This is a genomic window from Ochrobactrum sp. BTU1 (assembly GCA_018798825.1).
Taxonomy (GTDB): Bacteria; Pseudomonadota; Alphaproteobacteria; order Rhizobiales; family Rhizobiaceae; genus Brucella.
Window position 1 is genome coordinate 1,041,367 of record CP076354.1, and the last position, 16,778, is coordinate 1,058,144.

Consider the following 16,778-nt stretch of genomic DNA (forward strand, 5'->3'; position numbering starts at 1 on the left):
ATGGATCAACCAATCGCTTACACTAAGGAAGGGCGTCCGCTCTTCGATAACACACCTACGGTTGTCTGCATGTTGGTGCCTGATCGACGATACCTAAAGCTTCTCGCTGTACGTCGAGCCAATATGCCCGGAAGGGGACTGCTTGGTCTGCCCGGAGGTTACCATATGCGTGACGAGACGTGGCAGGAAGGTGGCGCAAGGGAAGTCAAAGAGGAGACAGGTTACAGTGTCGATCCTCAGACAGCAGCTCTGCAAAGCCTCGTGACCGATGAATACGGGAACAATCTGGTCATTGCCTATGCAAATGCGCCGGAAGCTTTCCAACTTTCAATCCAAGACGCATCAGAGGTGCAGGAAGTTCTCTGGCTTGAGAGCGCCCTTACGGCTGAAGATTGGGCGTTCCCTCGGCATTACGAGGCAGCGAAGCGTTATTTCGAAACAGGCAGGCGCAAATGAAGCGCGTCCGTATCGTGACCGACAGACACGGGCAGTATCTCCTTGAACGTCAGCTCAGCGAAACGTGGTGGGCGACAGTCAAGGACCCGCGAGGCCACGTCATTCGTGAAGACAACCTAGAGGTCATCCGTGAAATCGCCGGGGAGTTCTACCCGGACCACGAGCTAAGCGTCCTCTAAACCACACCGGAAAATCAGCAATGAATGCACTCACGCCTATCCAAGGGGCGGTTGAGCTTGACCCCGCTTATCTCCGTCAGATTGACCTTGAGATTGAAATGGTTGGGCTGGGCAAGGACCGCTACTGGGCCAGAACCAAGAAAGACATTGAGAAGGACCGGGGCGCAGGCACCCAGACTGGACGCTACTTAGTTCAGCAGGTGATTGGCCCACTCGCTGGAGGCATCAAGCTATTCGTTGACGATGCCTATTCAGGACGCCCCGGTCCAAGGGCGGTTGCCGCCAAGTTGATCAAGGATATGGACTTTGAAGTCGTCGCTTACCTTGCCGTGAGGGCATTGATCAGTCGTCTTCTGTTCAAACCTAACGTGCCGATGCTTGGACTTGCACGGTTGATCGGCAATTCCATCGAAGCAGAAGCTCGTTTCGCCTCCTTCGAAGCCACTGCACCGGCTCTTTATAATACCATTGACCGGAACCTTACCAAGACAGGCGCGACACCCAGCCATAAGGCGCTCGTGTTGAAATACGCGATGGGCAAGAACGATCTGCCTTGGGACAGCTGGACAAGGACCGATTGCATCCACCTTGGGATGAAGCTCATTGAGTTGTGTCAGGAATACTCAGGGATCATTGAGTTCGCTGAGCAGCAAGTGACATTCAGCGGAGCGTACAAATCTCAGTACCTCGTGAACTTCACACCCAAGGTGGACGAGTGGGTAAAGCAATCGCTCGTCAAAGGTGCAGACTTCCATCCGCTCTACTTGCCGACGATTATCCGGCCCAAACCTTGGACCTCGTTGGAAGGTGGCGGTTACTACAGCAACGCTGTGAAGCCCCTTAGGCTCGTCAGAGGGATGCGTAAGGCTCACCGAAAGCTTCTCGAAGAGGCGGACCTGAGCACGGTCTTTGCGGGTGTCAATGCAATCCAAGAGACGCCTTGGCAGATCAACACAAGCGTCCTCGACGTTATGCAACAGCTTGCCAAGACGAACTCAAGCATTGCCGGAATGGTTCCCGAGGATGACCTGAAGCTTCCCGATAAGCCTCACGATATCGAAACCAATGAAGAAGCCCTGCGGACATGGAAGTGGGCAGCTCGTGACGTACATGTCGCGAACATCCGGCTTCGCAATGATCGCCTGAAACAGGAACAGCTCCTCGACCTCGCTGAGCGGTTCCGCAATGAGAACGCTGTGTATTTCCCTCACACCCTGGACTTCAGGGGCAGGGCGTATCCAGTTCCTCAGGCGCTCAATCCGCAGGGCAGCGATCCAGTCAAAGCTCTGCTCAGGTTCACTGAAGGGAAACCTTTGGGCGAACACGGCAAGCGCTGGCTAGCAATTCACGGGGCAAACTGCTTCGGTGTGGATAAGGTTCCTTTTGAGGACCGAGTTGCGTGGGTACACGAGAACTCATACGAAATCTGGAAATGCGCAATGGAGCCGCTGGACAGCCTTTGGTGGACCGAAGCTGACAGCCCTTGGTGTTTCCTAGCGTTCTGTTTCGAGTGGGCCGGGGTGCATCACGCAGGAGAAGCCTTTGTCTCTCATCTGCCTGTTGCTCTGGACGGTTCGTGTAACGGTCTTCAGCATTTCAGCGCCATGCTTCGTGATCCTGTCGGAGGTGCCGCAGTCAATCTGATACCTTCAGATCGACCTCAGGACATTTACAAGCAGGTCGCTGACGTGGTGCTGGGCAAGCTCAAGGTCTTCGCTAACGGGGAAGACGAAGACAGCGAGGAAGCCGCGCAGAAGTCCAGATGGGCCTACGCATGGCGACACTTCGGGATCGACAGGAAGGTTACCAAGCGTCCTGTTATGGTCCTACCTTACGGCGGAACCGCTCGGTCCTGCTTGAAGTATGTGGATGAAGCCGTTCGCGAAAAGATTGCAGGAGGTAAAGAACACAACCTAGGGGAGGAGCTTGGGCAAGCGGTTGCTTGGCTTTCAAGTCTCGTCTGGTCCAGCATCGGTGACGTTGTGGTTGCCGCTAGGGAAGCCATGGACTGGCTCCAAGGGGCGGCGAGGGTGGCTGCTAAGGAGAACAAACCGCTGTCTTGGGTGACACCGAGCGGCTTCATTGTTTATCAGGCTATCTTCAACACTCGCCTCCATAGGGTCAAAACGAAGGTTGCAGGAGATTTGCTTTACTTTGGCGATCTTCAAGAGACCTCCAAGATCAACCCGAACAAACAGGCGACAAGCCTTAGTCCAAACTACGTCCACTCAATGGATGCATCAGCGATGATGCTCACTGTCGCTCACATGTGGAAAGCGGGTTTCCGTTCTTTCGCAATGATCCACGACAGCTACGCAGTACATGCGTGTGACACTCAAATGCTTTCAGACGTTCTTCGACAGGAGTTCGTGAGGATGTATCGAGTGAACCCTCTTGTCGCTTTCAAACATAGAATAGCGGTGACTTTAGAAGACCCAGACAAACTTAAAGACCTCCCAGCCTCAGGCACTCTTCAAATAGAAGAGGTGCTTAAGTCTGCCTTTTTTTTCGCATAATCGTTACGCTAGCGTAAGTGTTACGGTAATAGGTTGCACAGTAGCCTTTCAGGTTTCTGTCTCCCTCAAACAACACATGAGGTTCACCTTACATGAACAATAAGATCACCATTCGTTACGGCGCAGCTCACCACTCGGTTTCTGTCGGGGATGTGACAATCGACTTCTGCAAAGCGCATCGTGACGTTCGTTACCAGACACGTAAGACCGTTATCGAAGGTCTCCGTGAGCTGGGCTATTTCGGGGAGCAGGGTAAGCGCCGCAAGGTCACCCGCTTCAAGGGCAAGAAGGGCCACGGGACCCTCGTCCGTCATGGCTGACTTGGGCATTATCTTCACAGGATTGGTTCTGGCAGCAGCCATGATCTACCTCGCCATGAGCGATGGAGGGCCAACTCTCCATGCCTAGGTTCAACCGTGACGTGATGCATATGGCGCAGCCTAAGGCTGTATCCGATGCCTCCCTTACAATCCTTAACGTGCTCCAAGACAGCCGACCTGAGGTCCAGATTATGGGCGCTGCTGCTGTCTTCCTAGCGTTGTCTGAACACCTGAAGGTCCCCGCACAGGACGTGTTCACCGCAACCAAGAACCTCATCAACGATCAGGACGGAAAGCGTGTCGAGTTCCGCGCCGTCCAAGCTTATCTCGAAGGAGAATTGAATTGACCAAGACCATTTTTAAAGCCGGTGACCGCGTTCGACGCCTCCGCTGCAATAACACACACCAAATGCCCGTAGGTAGTGAATGGACCATCTCCGATTTCCGACCTGATGGATATTTCCTTGTTGAAGGAAGTTTCCCCTATGGCTGCGATCCAAAATATTTCGAGCTAGTCGTCCCCGCCAAGAAGCCTCAGCCGAACCTCAAGGCCAACTTCAGCATCCCTCGGGACATCCTCACACAAGCTGCCGAAGCTTACGTCAAGGAAGTCTACGGCGTCACGCTTGCATCAGCCAAGCTTCCTTACGGTACGGCACTGGTTCCACTTCATGCGGAGGTGGCTGCACGATGAGCACTGTTTTTAATGTTGGTGACCGCTTCCGTTTCATCCGCGACAACTCCAATGGTGGCGCTCGGTTCGGTACGATAGGTGAAAATTTCGAAGTGAAGGGGGTAAGTCATTCCCCATCTCGATACGGCGATCAAATCACTTACCATCGTCCGGGCGTAACCTTCGATGTCAATGTTCCCGTCAAAGACATCGAGCTGGTCGTCCCTGCCAAGACGCCCCAGTCTCCCATTAAGGCGACCTTCGAGTTCTCTCGTGTCGAGATTGAAGAAGCGATGCGGGACTACGTGAGCAAGAAGCTTGGGCTCCGTCTCAGGCATACCACAGGAAGCCTCACGAGTGCTGAAGTGGTGACCGTCACAGCCGAGGTCATTCCCGCATGAGCCTCCTCCGCAAAGCAATCCTCACCCTCAAGATGGGCAATCCAATCCCGGCTGATGTCTGGATGAAGCTCTCCGCTCGTGGCTACGACATGCCACGTCTCGAAGCCAAGTACGCAATCTAATCAAAAGGAATACCCGAACACATGGCAAATGAAACATACAAGAAGAACCCGAAGTTTATGTCACCAAAGGGTACAGCTGTTTACCCTAAGCTGACCGAACCTGACTACGGCACCGCTGAATACCCTAAGCCAGACGGCGAATACTCGGTCAAGCTTCGCATGTCGAAAGACGAAGCTGAGGCATTCCTTGATACTAAGGGCAGCGATGGTCGCACTTTGCGTCAGGTCCATGAGGAAGCCGTTGAGGCAGCTCAGGTCGAGTTCGATAAGCTGGACATGGCGAAGAAGAAGAAGCTGGAGAAGCAGGACATTAAGGGTCCTAAGGCTCACCCAATTTATTCTGAAGTGCTCGATAAGGAAACCGGCGAGGAAACCGGCGATGTCGAGTTCAAGTTCAAGAAGAAGGCTTCAGGTGTCCGAAAGAAGGACAACAAGAAGTGGACCGCTAAGCCTGACCTCTTCGACGCTAAAGGCAACAAGCTGGGCAAAGGTGTCAGTATCTGGGGTGGTTCTACGCTCAAGGTTAATTTCGAAGCGTCGAACTTCCTAGTGAACGGCTCTTGGCTGGTCGGCCTCACGCTATTCCTCAACGCTGCTCAGGTCATTGATCTTGTGTCTAACGGCCAGCGTGACGCTTCGGGCTACGGCTTCGAAGCTGAAGAAGGTTACGAGTATGATCCTGAGGATTACCGTGAAGAGGACAATAGCTCCTCCGAAGGTGGTTCTGAAGGCAACGACGACAACGGCCCAGCGGACGGCGACGAAGACTTCTAAGCTTGCCACGTAAAGTGAAAGCCTCTGCTCAGATCGGTTATGCCAATGGCTTCCGCTCTGGGCTGGAGGGCAAGGTATCCGTAGCGCTCGATAATGCCGGATACACCTACGCCTACGAAGGCTACCGCGTTGAATACGTCTGGCCTGCTCGAAAGTCGAAATACACGCCGGACTTCCCGCTCCTTCATAACGGCATCATTGTCGAAACCAAGGGGCGCTTCCTCACCGAGGACCGTCAGAAACACCTTCTGATCAAGGAACAGCACCCGGACTTAGACATACGGTTCGTGTTCTCCAATTCCAAAACCCGCATCTCCAAGGCTTCGCAAACCACTTACGCAAAGTGGTGTGAAACCCACGGCTTCCTATACGCAGACAAGAGCATCCCTCAGGACTGGCTCGATGAAGCGCCTAACGCAAAGCGTATGGAAGCGATGCTCAATCTCATACCAGCAACCAAGAAAGCTTCGAAATGATCAAGAAGATCATCGCATTTGTCAGCGGCAGCATTCGCCGCAAGCCGACCACAGAGAACGCCCTTCGTGGGATGTCCAAGGCTCTCGACCAGCTTCAGGAAGTCGTCACCCATGAGAACACTGAAATTGATCGTCTGGATGACGTTATCGAGACTGCGGCCAGTGACCGCCTTGATGCCTTCAAGCGCCGTGATCGTGCGTCGAAGGTAGCTGAACGTTTCGCAGACCTGTTGGCATAAGGAGAGAGATTAATGAGAACCCTAGGTGTAACTATTTATCTGCTCCTTCTCGTTGCAATTCTGGCAGCTCTCGGCGGCTGGATCGCTAATCTTTTCAAGGTCTTCGGCCTGCTTGTTACACAAGGAGTTGACCTTACGGGTGAGCTGGTCGTCCGTGTAATTGGTATTGTGATCCCGATCATCGGGGCAATCGCAGGTTACCTTTGATGGACCCTGAAGGAATTGAGAAAGCTGCCCGATACCTCGCCGAAACACTCTTCGTTGCGTTCGATGACCTGAACCCCTTGAGCTTGGAAGAAGTCAGGCAGCAACTGGGTAACGAAGGAGGGTGGGTTAAGGAAGATGCGGAAGGTCTTATCGCATCGTTAGACCTGATCGTGAATCGAGCGTTCCTTATGAGCATGAAAGTCAAACAGGCATTTGGGCTGTAATTGGATAAACAAAAACATCGATCTTACTTAGACAAAGACGAGGCTCTAGCCCTCATCGACAAGTTCATCGGAAGTGATCTTCGCGAAGAAGTTCATCGCATGTTTATTCGTGACGAGGCAGTGGTAGCAAAGCTGCTGTTTATGCTTCGTGACTTCCACGATCGGAATGTGCTTCTCACCGAAAGAATGCAGCAAGCCGAGAAGGAATACTTCCAGACGTTAGCCCCCAAGGTTAGCTCAGGTTTCCTTTCGGCTGAAACAAGCCTCAACATCAACTACAGCGCTAAAAATTATCACGTTCGCTGGGACCCGGGTTCATACTCGATGAACCACATGATGAGCCATCTGCTCCAAGAGGACAAAAATCCCGTCATACTTGAGATGATCGAGAAGCAGTTCCAGCGGCAGCTTGAGGCTGATCTGATCCCGCAGTTGCGGGTGGCATTCAGAAAGATGATCACAGCGTCTCATTTATGAGAGACGAACACGAGGAGAGCTTTCTCCTCCAGAAGGAGCCATGCCCAGCGTGTGGCTCCAGAGACAACCTAGCCCGGTATTCAGATGGCCACGGCTATTGCTTTGGCTGCGGACATTACGAGCCGGGGGACAAGGATCACCACAATATGGAGAATGAGCCGACAGGGGTACGCCCCGCTCGGGCGGATTTGCTCGACCTTGGGGAACCTTCAGGCTGGCCTAGTCGAGGCATTTCAGAAGATAGCGCTCAGAAATGGGGCTTCACCAAGTCTACGTATAAGGGCGAACCCGTCCGACTTTTCAACTACAGAAATACGAGCAATCAGGTCGTCGCCCAGAAGGTACGCTTTAAGGGCAAAGACTTCCGTTTCCTTGGAGAGACGAAGGAAGCTGGCCTGTTCGGGATGCACCTCTGGCGTGACCGAGGAAAGCGTGTCGTCATCGTTGAAGGCGAGATGGATGCAATTTCCCTATCACAGATGCAGGGCCATAAGTGGCCTGTCGTGTCTATCCCGAATGGGGCGCAAGGTGCAGCTAAGGCGCTCTCAAAGAACATCGACTGGCTTGAACAGTTTGATGAAGTTGTCCTGCTCTTCGACAACGATGAGGCAGGTCAAGTCGCACTAGACGACTGCAAGAAGGTAGCCTTCACGCCCGGAAAGCTCCGCATTGCCCGACTTCCTGAGGACCTCAAGGATGCCAATGAGGCACTCGTAGCGGGACGTATCAAGGAAACACTCGATTGCCTTTGGGACGCCAAGGTTTACCGACCTGACGGCATCCTAAGCGTCGATGACATCATGGATGACATTCTCACTCCTACCGAGATGGGTATCCCATGGTGGCTTCCGGGTCTCACAGCCGCAACCTACGGTAGACGATATACGGAAGTCTATGGGGTGGGGGCAGGGACCGGGGCAGGGAAGACAGACTTCCTCATGCAGCAGATAGCGTTTGATGTCAACGACTTAGGGTTAACGGTTGGAGCAATCTTTCTAGAGCAACGTCCTCGGGAAACTGCTCAGCGTGTCGCAGGTAAACTGGCTGGCAAAATGTTCCATATCCCGAACGGAGACTGGAATGCTGAGGAACTCCGAAGGGCTGCTTCTGAGCTGCAAGGAAAGGTCTTCTTCTACGACAACTTCGGTCAAACCGACTGGGACGTTGTGAAGGGACACATTCGGTACATGGCTGTGAGCCTTGGTGTCCGCGTGTTCTACCTCGATCACCTTACGGCTATGGCCGACACGAGCGACGAGAAGGGTTCCATTGAGCAGATCATGAAAGAGATGGCTGGGATCGCCCAAGAGCTGGACATCATGATCACCTTCGTATCGCACCTATCGACACCCGATGGAAAGCCTCATGAAGAAGGTGGCCGTGTCATGATCCGGCATTTCAAGGGTTCCCGTGCAATCGGCTTCTGGTCTTACTTCATGTTTGGCCTAGAGCGCGATCAACAGTCTGACGATCCTGAAATCAAAACCACCACCATCTTCCGTATTCTGAAGGACCGCTACACAGGCAGAGGTACGGGCCAGACGTTCTTGCTTGGTTTCGACCAACAAACAGGACGTTTGTACGAACGCGAAGATGATCCTTTCAAGAAACAGGACAGCGCCTCTCACGGCTTCCGAGACGAAACACGGGAGACTGAGCCAGAGGACTTCTAAGAGGTGAATTGAGCCGAACATTAATATTCGACCTTGAGAGCAATGGGCTTCTTGAGGAAACGACCACGATCCACTCCTTGGTTATCAAGGAAAGAGAGACTGGAGAAATCTGGTCTCTTCATAATCAACACGATACTGGCGCAGGCCCGAACGTTGCAGACGGCCTGAGGCTGCTAGAAGACGCTGATTTCATAGTCGGCCACAACATCCAATCCTTCGACATCCCTGTAATCCAGAAGCTTTACCCTTGGTTCAAACCTAAGGGCATCGTTCGCGACACCTTGATCATGTCTCGGTTCATCTACGCCGAGATGCTCCGCAGCGACATCGAGTTCCACGAAAGCCGAACCAAGAAAGGCAAGAAGTGGATCGAGAAGCGCATGTGGGGACGCCACAGCCTTGAGGCTTGGGGCCAACGTCTCGGTGTCTGGAAAGGCGACTACGGCCAGAAGCGGGAAGAAGAAGGAAAGGCGCTCGGCCTTAAGGGGCCGCAGCTTACTGCATACGTCTGGGGAACATGGTCTCAGGAGATGCAGGACTATTGCGTTCAGGACGTTGAGGTAACTGAAAAGATACTCGACAAGCTTGAAGGCAAGGGCAACTCCGAAGAGAGCATCAACCTTGAACATGACGTTCGCAGGATCGTCACCCGTCAGGAGAACTACGGCTTCGGCTTTAACGAGCGCAAAGCTGCTGAACTCTACGGCACCTTAAGCCAACGTAAGGCTGAACTTGAGCGGGACCTTCAGAAGGCATTCAAGCCTTGGTACCGCAAGGGTGATCGCATGTGTCCAACAACGGACCGGCAGATCAAGCGTCCTGACCTCGGCATTGAGGTTGTCGTTAAGAAATACTCCAAGGTGACGGGAAGGGAAGTCAAGCCGTACATCGGTCCGATCTTCGACCAGTACATCAAGGACAGCCCCTATACCAAAGTAACTCTTCAACCTTTCAATGCGACCAGTCGTTTCGACATCGCAGATCGGCTTAAGGTCATCTACGGATGGAAGCCTAAGGAGTTCACCAAAGACGGTCATCCAAAGATCGATGAAGAGGTGCTCTCTAAGCTGAAATATCCGGTGATCCCTCAGCTTCTCGAATACCTCATGATCCAGAAGCGGATCGGACAGGTGGCCGAGGGGAAGGAAAGCTGGCTTAAGCACTGCAAGAATGGTCGCATCCACGGCAGGGTAAACACGGCAGGCGCTGTCACAGGTCGAATGACCCACAGCACTCCGAACATTGCTCAGGCTCCCTCAGGACGAGCACCTTATGGTCACGAATGCCGTGAACTGTTTGTTGCTGGTCCGGGCAAGAAGCTGGTCGGCTGCGATGCCGATGCTTTGGAACTTCGAGACCTCGCTGGATATATGGCTGCTTATGATGGCGGCGCATACATCAAGACGGTTCTTGAAGGGAAGAAAGAAGACGGCACCGACATGCACACGCTCAATGCTGCGGCTTTGGGCTGTTCACGTGATGACGCAAAGACTTGGTTCTATGCCTTCATTTACGGTGCTGGTGACTTCAAGCTCGGTATGATCCTTGCGGCGAAAGGTTCAGCTGCGGCAATTAAACGGGCAGGTGCGGAAAGCCGTGCCAAGTTCCTCAACAGCCTTCCAGCTTTGAAGAAGTTGACCGAACGGGTGAAGACGAAAGCTGCCGCCACAGGGACACTCAAGGGTCTCGATGGGCGTATCCTAAAAGTTCGCTCAGGTCACGCGGCGTTGAACACCTTGCTTCAGTCGGCAGGTGCAATCCAGATGAAGAGAGCTTTGGTCATCCTAGACAACGACCTACAGGCAGCGGGGCTGGTTCCCGGTGTCCAATATGAGTTCGTCGCGAATGTTCATGACGAATGGCAGATCGAGGTAGATGAAGACAAAGCAGAGTTCGTCGGCAAAACGGCAGCAGCAGCTATCGCCAAGGCCGGGGAATATTACAGCTTCCGTTGCAAACTTGCTGGCAACTACGACATCGGCAGCAACTGGGCGGAAACACACTAAGGCTGACCCTCACGGTCCCGGCTACGTTTACGTTGTGACAAACCAAGCGTGGCCGGGAAAGTGCAAGATCGGGTTCGCCAAAAGTCTGACCAACAGGATCAGACAGATGAACACCAACGACCCATTTAGGTCATACCAATATCACGACACTCGGAGGTTTGATGACCGCTCTCTGGCTGAGAAGCGCGTTCACGGGCTGGTGGCTGGGTTTCGCATCCCCGGCACCGAATGGTTCGATTTACATCCCGACGATGCAGTCAAGTTTCTACGAAAGGTAAAGGCATGAACGGTGACAAGGAGACAGTGACAATCTCCAAGAAGGAATACGATAGCCTCTTAGATAGCAGCAATAAGCTGAACTGCCTTGAGAATGGCGGTGTCGATAACTGGGAATGGTATTACGAAAGTCTCAAGCAAGGCGGCTACTTCGAAGATGAAGAAGATGAGGACGAGGACGAGGACGAGGATTGAGAACCCTCCTCATTGACGGCGATATCCTCGTTGTCAGCACATGTGCCGCAGCTGAAAAGGAAGTAGACTGGGGCGACGACCAGTGGACCGTGACGTCAGACATCAAGTCGGTTAAGGCCACAATACTCGACGCAATCGAGAACATTAAGAAGGACCTTGAGGCCCAAGAGGCGATCATTACGCTTTCTATGGGTTTGACCTTCCGTCACGAAATCTTCGAACCTTATAAGAAAGGCCGAGGGCGAAAGCCTGTCGGTACTGGCGAGGTGAAACGCTGGCTCATCGAAGAGCAGGGCGCAAAGCTGAAGCCGGGGATCGAAGCTGACGACACCATGGGCATCCTTTCGACCCACCCTAGGCTGATCAAAGGTGAGAAGGTGATTGTGTCTGCTGACAAAGACATGATGACAATACCTGGACTACTTTATCGTGACGGTGAAATCATCACTGTGACCGAAGAAGAGGCTGACCGGAACTGGCTCACTCAGACACTTACGGGCGACGTGACGGACAACTATCCGGGCCTCAAAGGATACGGCGCAAAGAAAGCTGAGAAGTTCCTAGACGGTATCCCTGAGGGTGAAGACCCTTGGCCGCATATTGTCCAGCTCTTTGTCGATAATGGTTTCGATGAGGAATATGCGCTCACTCAAGCTCGAATGGCTCGTATCCTTCGCTGGACAGATTACGATTACAAGAAGAAGGAGGTTAAGCTCTGGCGTCCAAGCTGATCGCCCTCACAGGCAAGGCAGGGAGTGGGAAGTCGGAAGTGGCTTCCTACCTCGTAGACGGCCACGGGTTCCAGCTCGTGAAATTCGCAGGGCCACTTAAGGCGATGCTTAGAGGTTACTATCGTGAGCTTGGGCTGACCGAAGAGGAAATCGACAGGCGACTGGAGGGCGACCTCAAGGAAACCCCTGATCCTCATCTTTCGGGCCGAACCCCGCGCCACGCTATGGAGACCTTAGGAACAGAATGGGGCAGGGATCAGATGGCTCCTGAGTTCTGGACGAATGCAGCCGAAGCAAAGATCAAAGGCTCACGGGCAGATTTGATCGTTGTGGATGATTGCAGGTTTCCAAACGAAGCCCATGTGGTTCGACGCTTGGGTGGCTCTGTGGTGCAGGTTAAGTCAGCCCGAGGTCGTCGTAAGGTCTCCAAACACAAGGCCGAGAAGGGACTTGCACCCGCTCTGGTCGATCACTCGCTGGATAATAATGAAGGCATCGGCGCTCTACGGAAGGGCATCGATACGTTTCTCTTCGGTCTCAAATGAATAGGTTGCACAGTAGCAGTTTTGAACAGCACGACCTCGAATGTCCCGCTGTCTCAAAAGCGTTGGTGGAATATCTACGAAAGGTATTCCCCGACCGACTGCCCACAGATCGCACCATTAACGAACGCAAACTGGGAGAGCTGTTCGGCCAACAGGACGTAATTGTCCATTTGCTGTGCCGCCTCCAAGAGCAGGAAGAGACCGTCCTTGTGTAAACCAAAGACGCCGAAGATTGAGAAGGCGGACCCTGTTCAGGCACCTCCTCCAGTCGCTTCGGCACCCGTGGCTCCGGTGCTTAATGAAAGCTCTAGCTCTGCCGATTCCAACGGCAATAGCGCAGCTCTCAAGCGCCGGGGCCGTGCGTCCCTGACGATCCCGCTCCTTCAGTCAACAGGCTCAGGTATCAACATCCCGACCTGATGAATGGCTGAAGAGCAGGATAAAGTATCCGCGAAAGCTCTTTATGAACAGCTTGTCACCGACCGAGACCCATATCTCCGTCGTGCTAGACGCGCTGCTGAACTGACGGTCCCCTCGCTATTCCCTAAGGATGGCGTAGGGGCATCGACAGATTTCGAAGAGCCTTCGCAAAGTCTCGGAGCCAGAGGTATTCGCAACCTCGCATCAAAGCTCCAAATGGCATTGTTCCCAGTGAACGCGCCTTTCTTCAAGTACACAGTCGATGACCTTGCACTCCAGCAGCTTACCCAAGCTGAAGGCCAGCGAGGAGCTGTCGAGAAAGCACTCAACTCCAGAGAACGCGCTGTTCTTGACGAGATGAACGGTTCGCTATTCCGTCCCGTTTCTTTCGAAGCATGTCGTCAGCTGCTGATCGCAGGGAATTATCTTCTCTTCATTCCGAAGAAGGGTAAGCCTCGTGGTTTCCGTCTGAGTTCTTACGTGGTCAAGCGCGATGCTGCCGGTAACGTAATCGACATCGTAATCAAAGAAAGCATGGCTCGGACAGCGTTGCCGCCTGATGTGGTCGCTCATCTGAATGCTGTGGACACCCTTGAGGACGCGGAACGTGACAGCAAGGTCGATGTTTATACGCACGTTGCGAAAGACATTGACGGCGAAACATACACAGTCACTCAGGAAGTCGATGGCGTAGAACTCCCGACCGATTACGCAGGAACGTACACCAAGGACAATCTACCTTGGATTGCGCTTCGCTTCACGTACATCGAAGGCGAGAACTATGGCCGCTCATTCTGTGATGAGTACATTGGCGACCTAGCGACACTCAACGGCCTGACCAAAGCTCTCCGCGATGGCACCATTCAGGGCGCTAAGGTTGTCTGGATGGTTCACCCAAACAGCACTGTGAGCGTTCGTAAGCTTGCCGCTGCTGAGAATGGTGAGTTCGTCCAAGGCGATCATCAAAGTGTAATCCCGCTTCAGCTCAATAAAGCTTCCGACTTCTCGGTTGCTGAACGTTTCATTGCCCAGCTCACCGAACGGCTTCAGTTTGCCTTCCTCCTCAACACCGCGATCCAGCGGAACGGGGAACGGGTTACTGCTGCTGAAATTCGGTACATGGCTGGTGAACTTGATCAGGGCTTAGGTGGCGTCTACTCGCTGCTGTCTGAAGAGTTCCAGCTGCCTGTCGCCAAGCTTTATGAAATCCGCATGATGTTCGTCCGTAAGGTGCCTCCGCTTCCAAAGGAAATCACCAACACGGCCATTGTGACGGGGCTTGATGCACTCGGCAGAGGCAATGACCTGAACAACCTCGACGCTCTCGTTGCAGGTGCTGCTCAGGTTGTCGGTGCAGATCAGGTCGCTCGTTATCTCAACGCTGGGGAATACTTCAAGCGCCGTGGTGCTGCCCTCGGCATCGACATGTCAGGTCTCATCAAGACTGAAGAAGAGCTGGCTCAGGCTGACCAACAGGCTCAGCTCATGGCAATGGCTCAGAACCTTGGACCTCAAGCAATCTCCCAGATGGGCGGATTAGCCAAACAGGAAATGGTCGGTGCTCAGAACGGCACTCCGACACCCGAACCCGCAGAGGAAGAATAATGGCTGAAGAAGCTAAGACACCCGAAACTCCAGTTGTCGCACCTGAAACAACCCCTGAGGTGAAGACTAAAGCTGCACCTAAGGCCAAAGCTCCAGAGCCGGTTAAGGGACAGATTACGTTCAACTCCGGCGCAACTTACATTCCGGTGAACGCTTAATGAGTGAAGTCAACTCTGTAGTTATCCAGTCGGCAGACGCAGCACCAACAGGTGAGGCGGTTGAACAGGCACTTGCTGAAGCAGCTGCTAACGCTCCGACTTCCACTGAAGAAGCTGCTGCTAAGCTTGCTACTGAACGTGAACAGAGCGAACGCCCTGAATGGCTCAACGAGAAGTTCAAGACGCCTGAGGACCTCGCTAAAGCCTATGCCGAACTTGAGGCAAAACTAGGCGCAGCACCTGAAGAGGCGGCTGAGGCCAATGCTGAAGATGCACCCAAGGAAGAAGATACATCCAAAGAAAAAGAAGAGGATGTAGCAGCTAAGGTTGACGTATCGACCTTTGAAGCTGAGTACGCCGAGAAGGGTGAACTTTCTGAAGAGAGCTATGCAAAGCTCGAAAGCATTGGCTTCAGCCGTGAGACTGTTGACGCATACAAGCGTGGACAGGAGGCTCTTGCCCAGATCGCAACACAGCGTCTTACGGATGCTGCGGGTGGTGAGGAAGAGCTGAGCCGGGTTCTCACTTGGGCTAAGACTGGCTTGACACCTGAGCAGGTTGATAAGGCCAATGAAATCTTCGACAGCAATGACGTTGAAGCCGCTGTTCTGAAGATGGAAGAAGTTCGCAGCCTGTACGCAAAGGCAAATGGCAATGATCCCAAGAAGCGACTTGAAGGTGACCCTTCGACGCGCGTTGAGGGTTACGGAAGTTGGGCTGAAGTTACACGCGACATGTCGAACCCAAAATACAAGACCGATAAAGCCTTTCAGGCCAAGGTCGCTAACAAGCTGGCGGCATCCAGTATCTAATGCGTCCTATAAACTTGCTGGTGTGGCACTGTGCTGCCACGCCTGAAGGTAAGCCTTTCACTGCTGCTGACATTGATCGTTGGCATAAACAGCAGGGCTGGGCAGGAATTGGTTATCACTACGTTGTCCTCTTAGACGGCACAATCCAGAAAGGCCGACCAGTTGAAACCGTTGGTGCTCACGTTCAGGGCCACAACACGGGATCGATTGGTTGCGTCTATATTGGTGGCGTCGATAAAGACAACAGGTTCGCCAAAGACACCCGGACGCCTGCCCAGAAGGCAGCGATGATCCAGCTTACCAAAGACTTGCTCAAACAGTTCCCGACTATCAAGCGTATCGCGGGACACAATGAGTTCGCCAACAAGGCTTGTCCGTCATTCAAAGTGCCGGATGACCCTCTTGGTAAACTCTTGAAATGAACCGAAAGACCAGCCGCCGCAGGACTTCGAAGTTCTGGCTAGCGGTTACCTTATTGGTCTCCTTCACCGCCTTATTCATGGCCTTATGGTTCCGACTTGAGACTGCCGCTGCTGCGATCACAGTAATGATCCCGGCTGTGTACGGTGCTTATGTCGGGATCGGCCATATGGATTACCGGCAAACCTTCAACAAATCACCTGAGGATTACCCTTGAATGTAATCTATAAGTGGCTCATCGGCCTAGTCGCGGCTCTTGCATTGTTCGGCTTTATCTATGCCAAAGGGCATTCTGAGGCCAAAGCAAAGGCTGAGCTACAGGCTACTCGGCAGGAACTCAGTGAGCTGTATTACAAAATCTCAAAGGAGCGTGAGGCGCGTGTAGCCGATGCTCGACTTGCTGAAGAGGCTGCGGTTCGGGCCGATGCACTGAGAACCAAAATCACCAACTTACAGGAGTACGTCGATGCGCTTGCTGACGCTGGCCGTGAGTGTCTGTCTAGCGCTGACACTGAGCGGTTGCGCGACATTTGGAACTAAGCTTTCTGCTCCGGTTTACCCTGAGCTACCTGCGGACTTACGCCTGTGTTTCGACAAGGAAGTACCGCAGCCAAAGCAAGGGCCGCTCACAAAGAAGCAGGTGATCGCGCTGATCGCTTCGCTTAAGACTTCGGAAGCTGAGAAGACGGCATGTGGCAAACGCCTGATTGCCTTCTACGATAACCTATCGAAGTAACCAAAGGCTTCTGACGGACACGAGCCTTATCCAAATCGTCCGTCATCTATTCCTATTGCCTAGTTCTGACTGATCACACTTGCACTCTTGCAGGTGATCCCAAGGAACCAAGGATGTCTCACAAGAAGACACTTGGG

The 16,778-nt window shown here is 53.2% G+C and carries 25 protein-coding genes; all 25 read left to right on the top strand.

The features are described 5' to 3' along the window. The 25 genes from KMS41_04970 (at window position 1) to KMS41_05090 (ending at window position 16,641) form a co-directional block, all read left to right on the top strand. On the top strand, window positions 1-456 hold the full coding sequence (locus KMS41_04970; GenBank protein QWK78586.1) for an NUDIX hydrolase: 456 nt from the start codon (window positions 1-3) through the stop codon (window positions 454-456). Then, on the top strand, window positions 453-635 hold the full coding sequence (locus KMS41_04975) for a hypothetical protein (GenBank protein ID QWK78587.1): 183 nt from the start codon (window positions 453-455) through the stop codon (window positions 633-635). The genes KMS41_04970 and KMS41_04975 overlap by 4 nt, the downstream gene beginning before the upstream one ends. A gap of 20 nt (window positions 636-655) precedes the next feature. Next, window positions 656-3,151, top strand: a complete 2,496-nt coding sequence (locus tag KMS41_04980) for a hypothetical protein (GenBank protein ID QWK78588.1) — start codon at window positions 656-658, stop codon at window positions 3,149-3,151. A gap of 92 nt (window positions 3,152-3,243) precedes the next feature. Beyond that, window positions 3,244-3,471: a hypothetical protein gene (locus tag KMS41_04985; protein ID QWK78589.1), complete on the top strand. Its 228-nt coding sequence runs from the start codon at window positions 3,244-3,246 to the stop codon at window positions 3,469-3,471. Window positions 3,472-3,551: 80 nt separating this feature from the next. Beyond that, window positions 3,552-3,818, top strand: coding sequence for a hypothetical protein (locus KMS41_04990; protein ID QWK78590.1), 267 nt, complete (start codon window positions 3,552-3,554; stop codon window positions 3,816-3,818). Beyond that, the gene (locus tag KMS41_04995) at window positions 3,815-4,165 is read left to right on the top strand and encodes a hypothetical protein (protein ID QWK78591.1); all 351 of its coding nucleotides are present in this window, start codon (window positions 3,815-3,817) and stop codon (window positions 4,163-4,165) included. The genes KMS41_04990 and KMS41_04995 overlap by 4 nt, the downstream gene beginning before the upstream one ends. Further along, window positions 4,162-4,545 carry a hypothetical protein gene (locus tag KMS41_05000; GenBank protein QWK78592.1) on the top strand — a complete coding sequence of 128 codons (384 nt, stop codon included), beginning with the start codon at window positions 4,162-4,164 and terminating at the stop codon, window positions 4,543-4,545. The genes KMS41_04995 and KMS41_05000 overlap by 4 nt, the downstream gene beginning before the upstream one ends. Window positions 4,546-4,688: 143 nt before the next feature. After that, window positions 4,689-5,441 (top strand): hypothetical protein, encoded by a 753-nt coding sequence (locus KMS41_05005; protein QWK78593.1) that lies wholly within the window; start codon window positions 4,689-4,691, stop codon window positions 5,439-5,441. Between the two features lie 2 nt (window positions 5,442-5,443). Next, a complete protein-coding gene (locus tag KMS41_05010) occupies window positions 5,444-5,917 on the top strand; it encodes a hypothetical protein (GenBank protein ID QWK78594.1) in 474 nt (157 codons plus the stop codon). Beyond that, window positions 5,914-6,156, top strand: a complete 243-nt coding sequence (locus KMS41_05015; protein ID QWK78595.1) for a hypothetical protein — start codon at window positions 5,914-5,916, stop codon at window positions 6,154-6,156. Before KMS41_05010 ends, KMS41_05015 begins: the two co-directional genes overlap by 4 nt. Window positions 6,157-6,168: 12 nt before the next feature. Next, a complete protein-coding gene (locus KMS41_05020; GenBank protein ID QWK78596.1) occupies window positions 6,169-6,363 on the top strand; it encodes a hypothetical protein in 195 nt (64 codons plus the stop codon). Next, the gene (locus tag KMS41_05025) at window positions 6,363-6,587 is read left to right on the top strand and encodes a hypothetical protein (GenBank protein ID QWK78597.1); all 225 of its coding nucleotides are present in this window, start codon (window positions 6,363-6,365) and stop codon (window positions 6,585-6,587) included. Before KMS41_05020 ends, KMS41_05025 begins: the two co-directional genes overlap by 1 nt. Continuing rightward, window positions 6,588-7,064 (top strand): hypothetical protein, encoded by a 477-nt coding sequence (locus KMS41_05030; protein ID QWK78598.1) that lies wholly within the window; start codon window positions 6,588-6,590, stop codon window positions 7,062-7,064. It abuts the gene before it with no gap. A 146-nt stretch (window positions 7,065-7,210) separates the two neighbouring features. Next, window positions 7,211-8,737 (top strand): toprim domain-containing protein, encoded by a 1,527-nt coding sequence (locus tag KMS41_05035; protein ID QWK78599.1) that lies wholly within the window; start codon window positions 7,211-7,213, stop codon window positions 8,735-8,737. An 8-nt stretch (window positions 8,738-8,745) separates the two neighbouring features. Further along, entirely contained in the window at window positions 8,746-10,743 is a 1,998-nt protein-coding gene (locus tag KMS41_05040) for a hypothetical protein (GenBank protein ID QWK78600.1), read from the top strand. A gap of 34 nt (window positions 10,744-10,777) precedes the next feature. Further along, entirely contained in the window at window positions 10,778-11,029 is a 252-nt protein-coding gene (locus KMS41_05045) for a GIY-YIG nuclease family protein (GenBank protein ID QWK78601.1), read from the top strand. Further along, complete coding sequence (locus KMS41_05050) at window positions 11,026-11,214, top strand: hypothetical protein (GenBank protein QWK78602.1); 189 nt, start codon at window positions 11,026-11,028, stop codon at window positions 11,212-11,214. The genes KMS41_05045 and KMS41_05050 overlap by 4 nt, the downstream gene beginning before the upstream one ends. Continuing rightward, entirely contained in the window at window positions 11,211-11,945 is a 735-nt protein-coding gene (locus KMS41_05055; GenBank protein QWK78603.1) for a hypothetical protein, read from the top strand. The genes KMS41_05050 and KMS41_05055 overlap by 4 nt, the downstream gene beginning before the upstream one ends. 38 nt (window positions 11,946-11,983) lie before the next feature. Then, window positions 11,984-12,490, top strand: coding sequence for a hypothetical protein (locus tag KMS41_05060; GenBank protein ID QWK78604.1), 507 nt, complete (start codon window positions 11,984-11,986; stop codon window positions 12,488-12,490). Window positions 12,491-12,697: 207 nt separating this feature from the next. Beyond that, window positions 12,698-12,910 (top strand): hypothetical protein, encoded by a 213-nt coding sequence (locus tag KMS41_05065; protein ID QWK78605.1) that lies wholly within the window; start codon window positions 12,698-12,700, stop codon window positions 12,908-12,910. Window positions 12,911-12,913: 3 nt separating this feature from the next. Further along, on the top strand, window positions 12,914-14,515 hold the full coding sequence (locus tag KMS41_05070; GenBank protein ID QWK78606.1) for a head-tail connector protein: 1,602 nt from the start codon (window positions 12,914-12,916) through the stop codon (window positions 14,513-14,515). Beyond that, window positions 14,515-14,673 (top strand): hypothetical protein, encoded by a 159-nt coding sequence (locus KMS41_05075; protein QWK78607.1) that lies wholly within the window; start codon window positions 14,515-14,517, stop codon window positions 14,671-14,673. The genes KMS41_05070 and KMS41_05075 overlap by 1 nt, the downstream gene beginning before the upstream one ends. Next, a complete protein-coding gene (locus KMS41_05080; protein ID QWK78608.1) occupies window positions 14,673-15,485 on the top strand; it encodes a hypothetical protein in 813 nt (270 codons plus the stop codon). The genes KMS41_05075 and KMS41_05080 overlap by 1 nt, the downstream gene beginning before the upstream one ends. Then, window positions 15,485-15,907: an N-acetylmuramoyl-L-alanine amidase gene (locus KMS41_05085; GenBank protein QWK78609.1), complete on the top strand. Its 423-nt coding sequence runs from the start codon at window positions 15,485-15,487 to the stop codon at window positions 15,905-15,907. Before KMS41_05080 ends, KMS41_05085 begins: the two co-directional genes overlap by 1 nt. A 464-nt stretch (window positions 15,908-16,371) precedes the next feature. Further along, entirely contained in the window at window positions 16,372-16,641 is a 270-nt protein-coding gene (locus KMS41_05090; protein QWK78610.1) for a hypothetical protein, read from the top strand. Window positions 16,642-16,778: the final 137 nt, after the last annotated feature.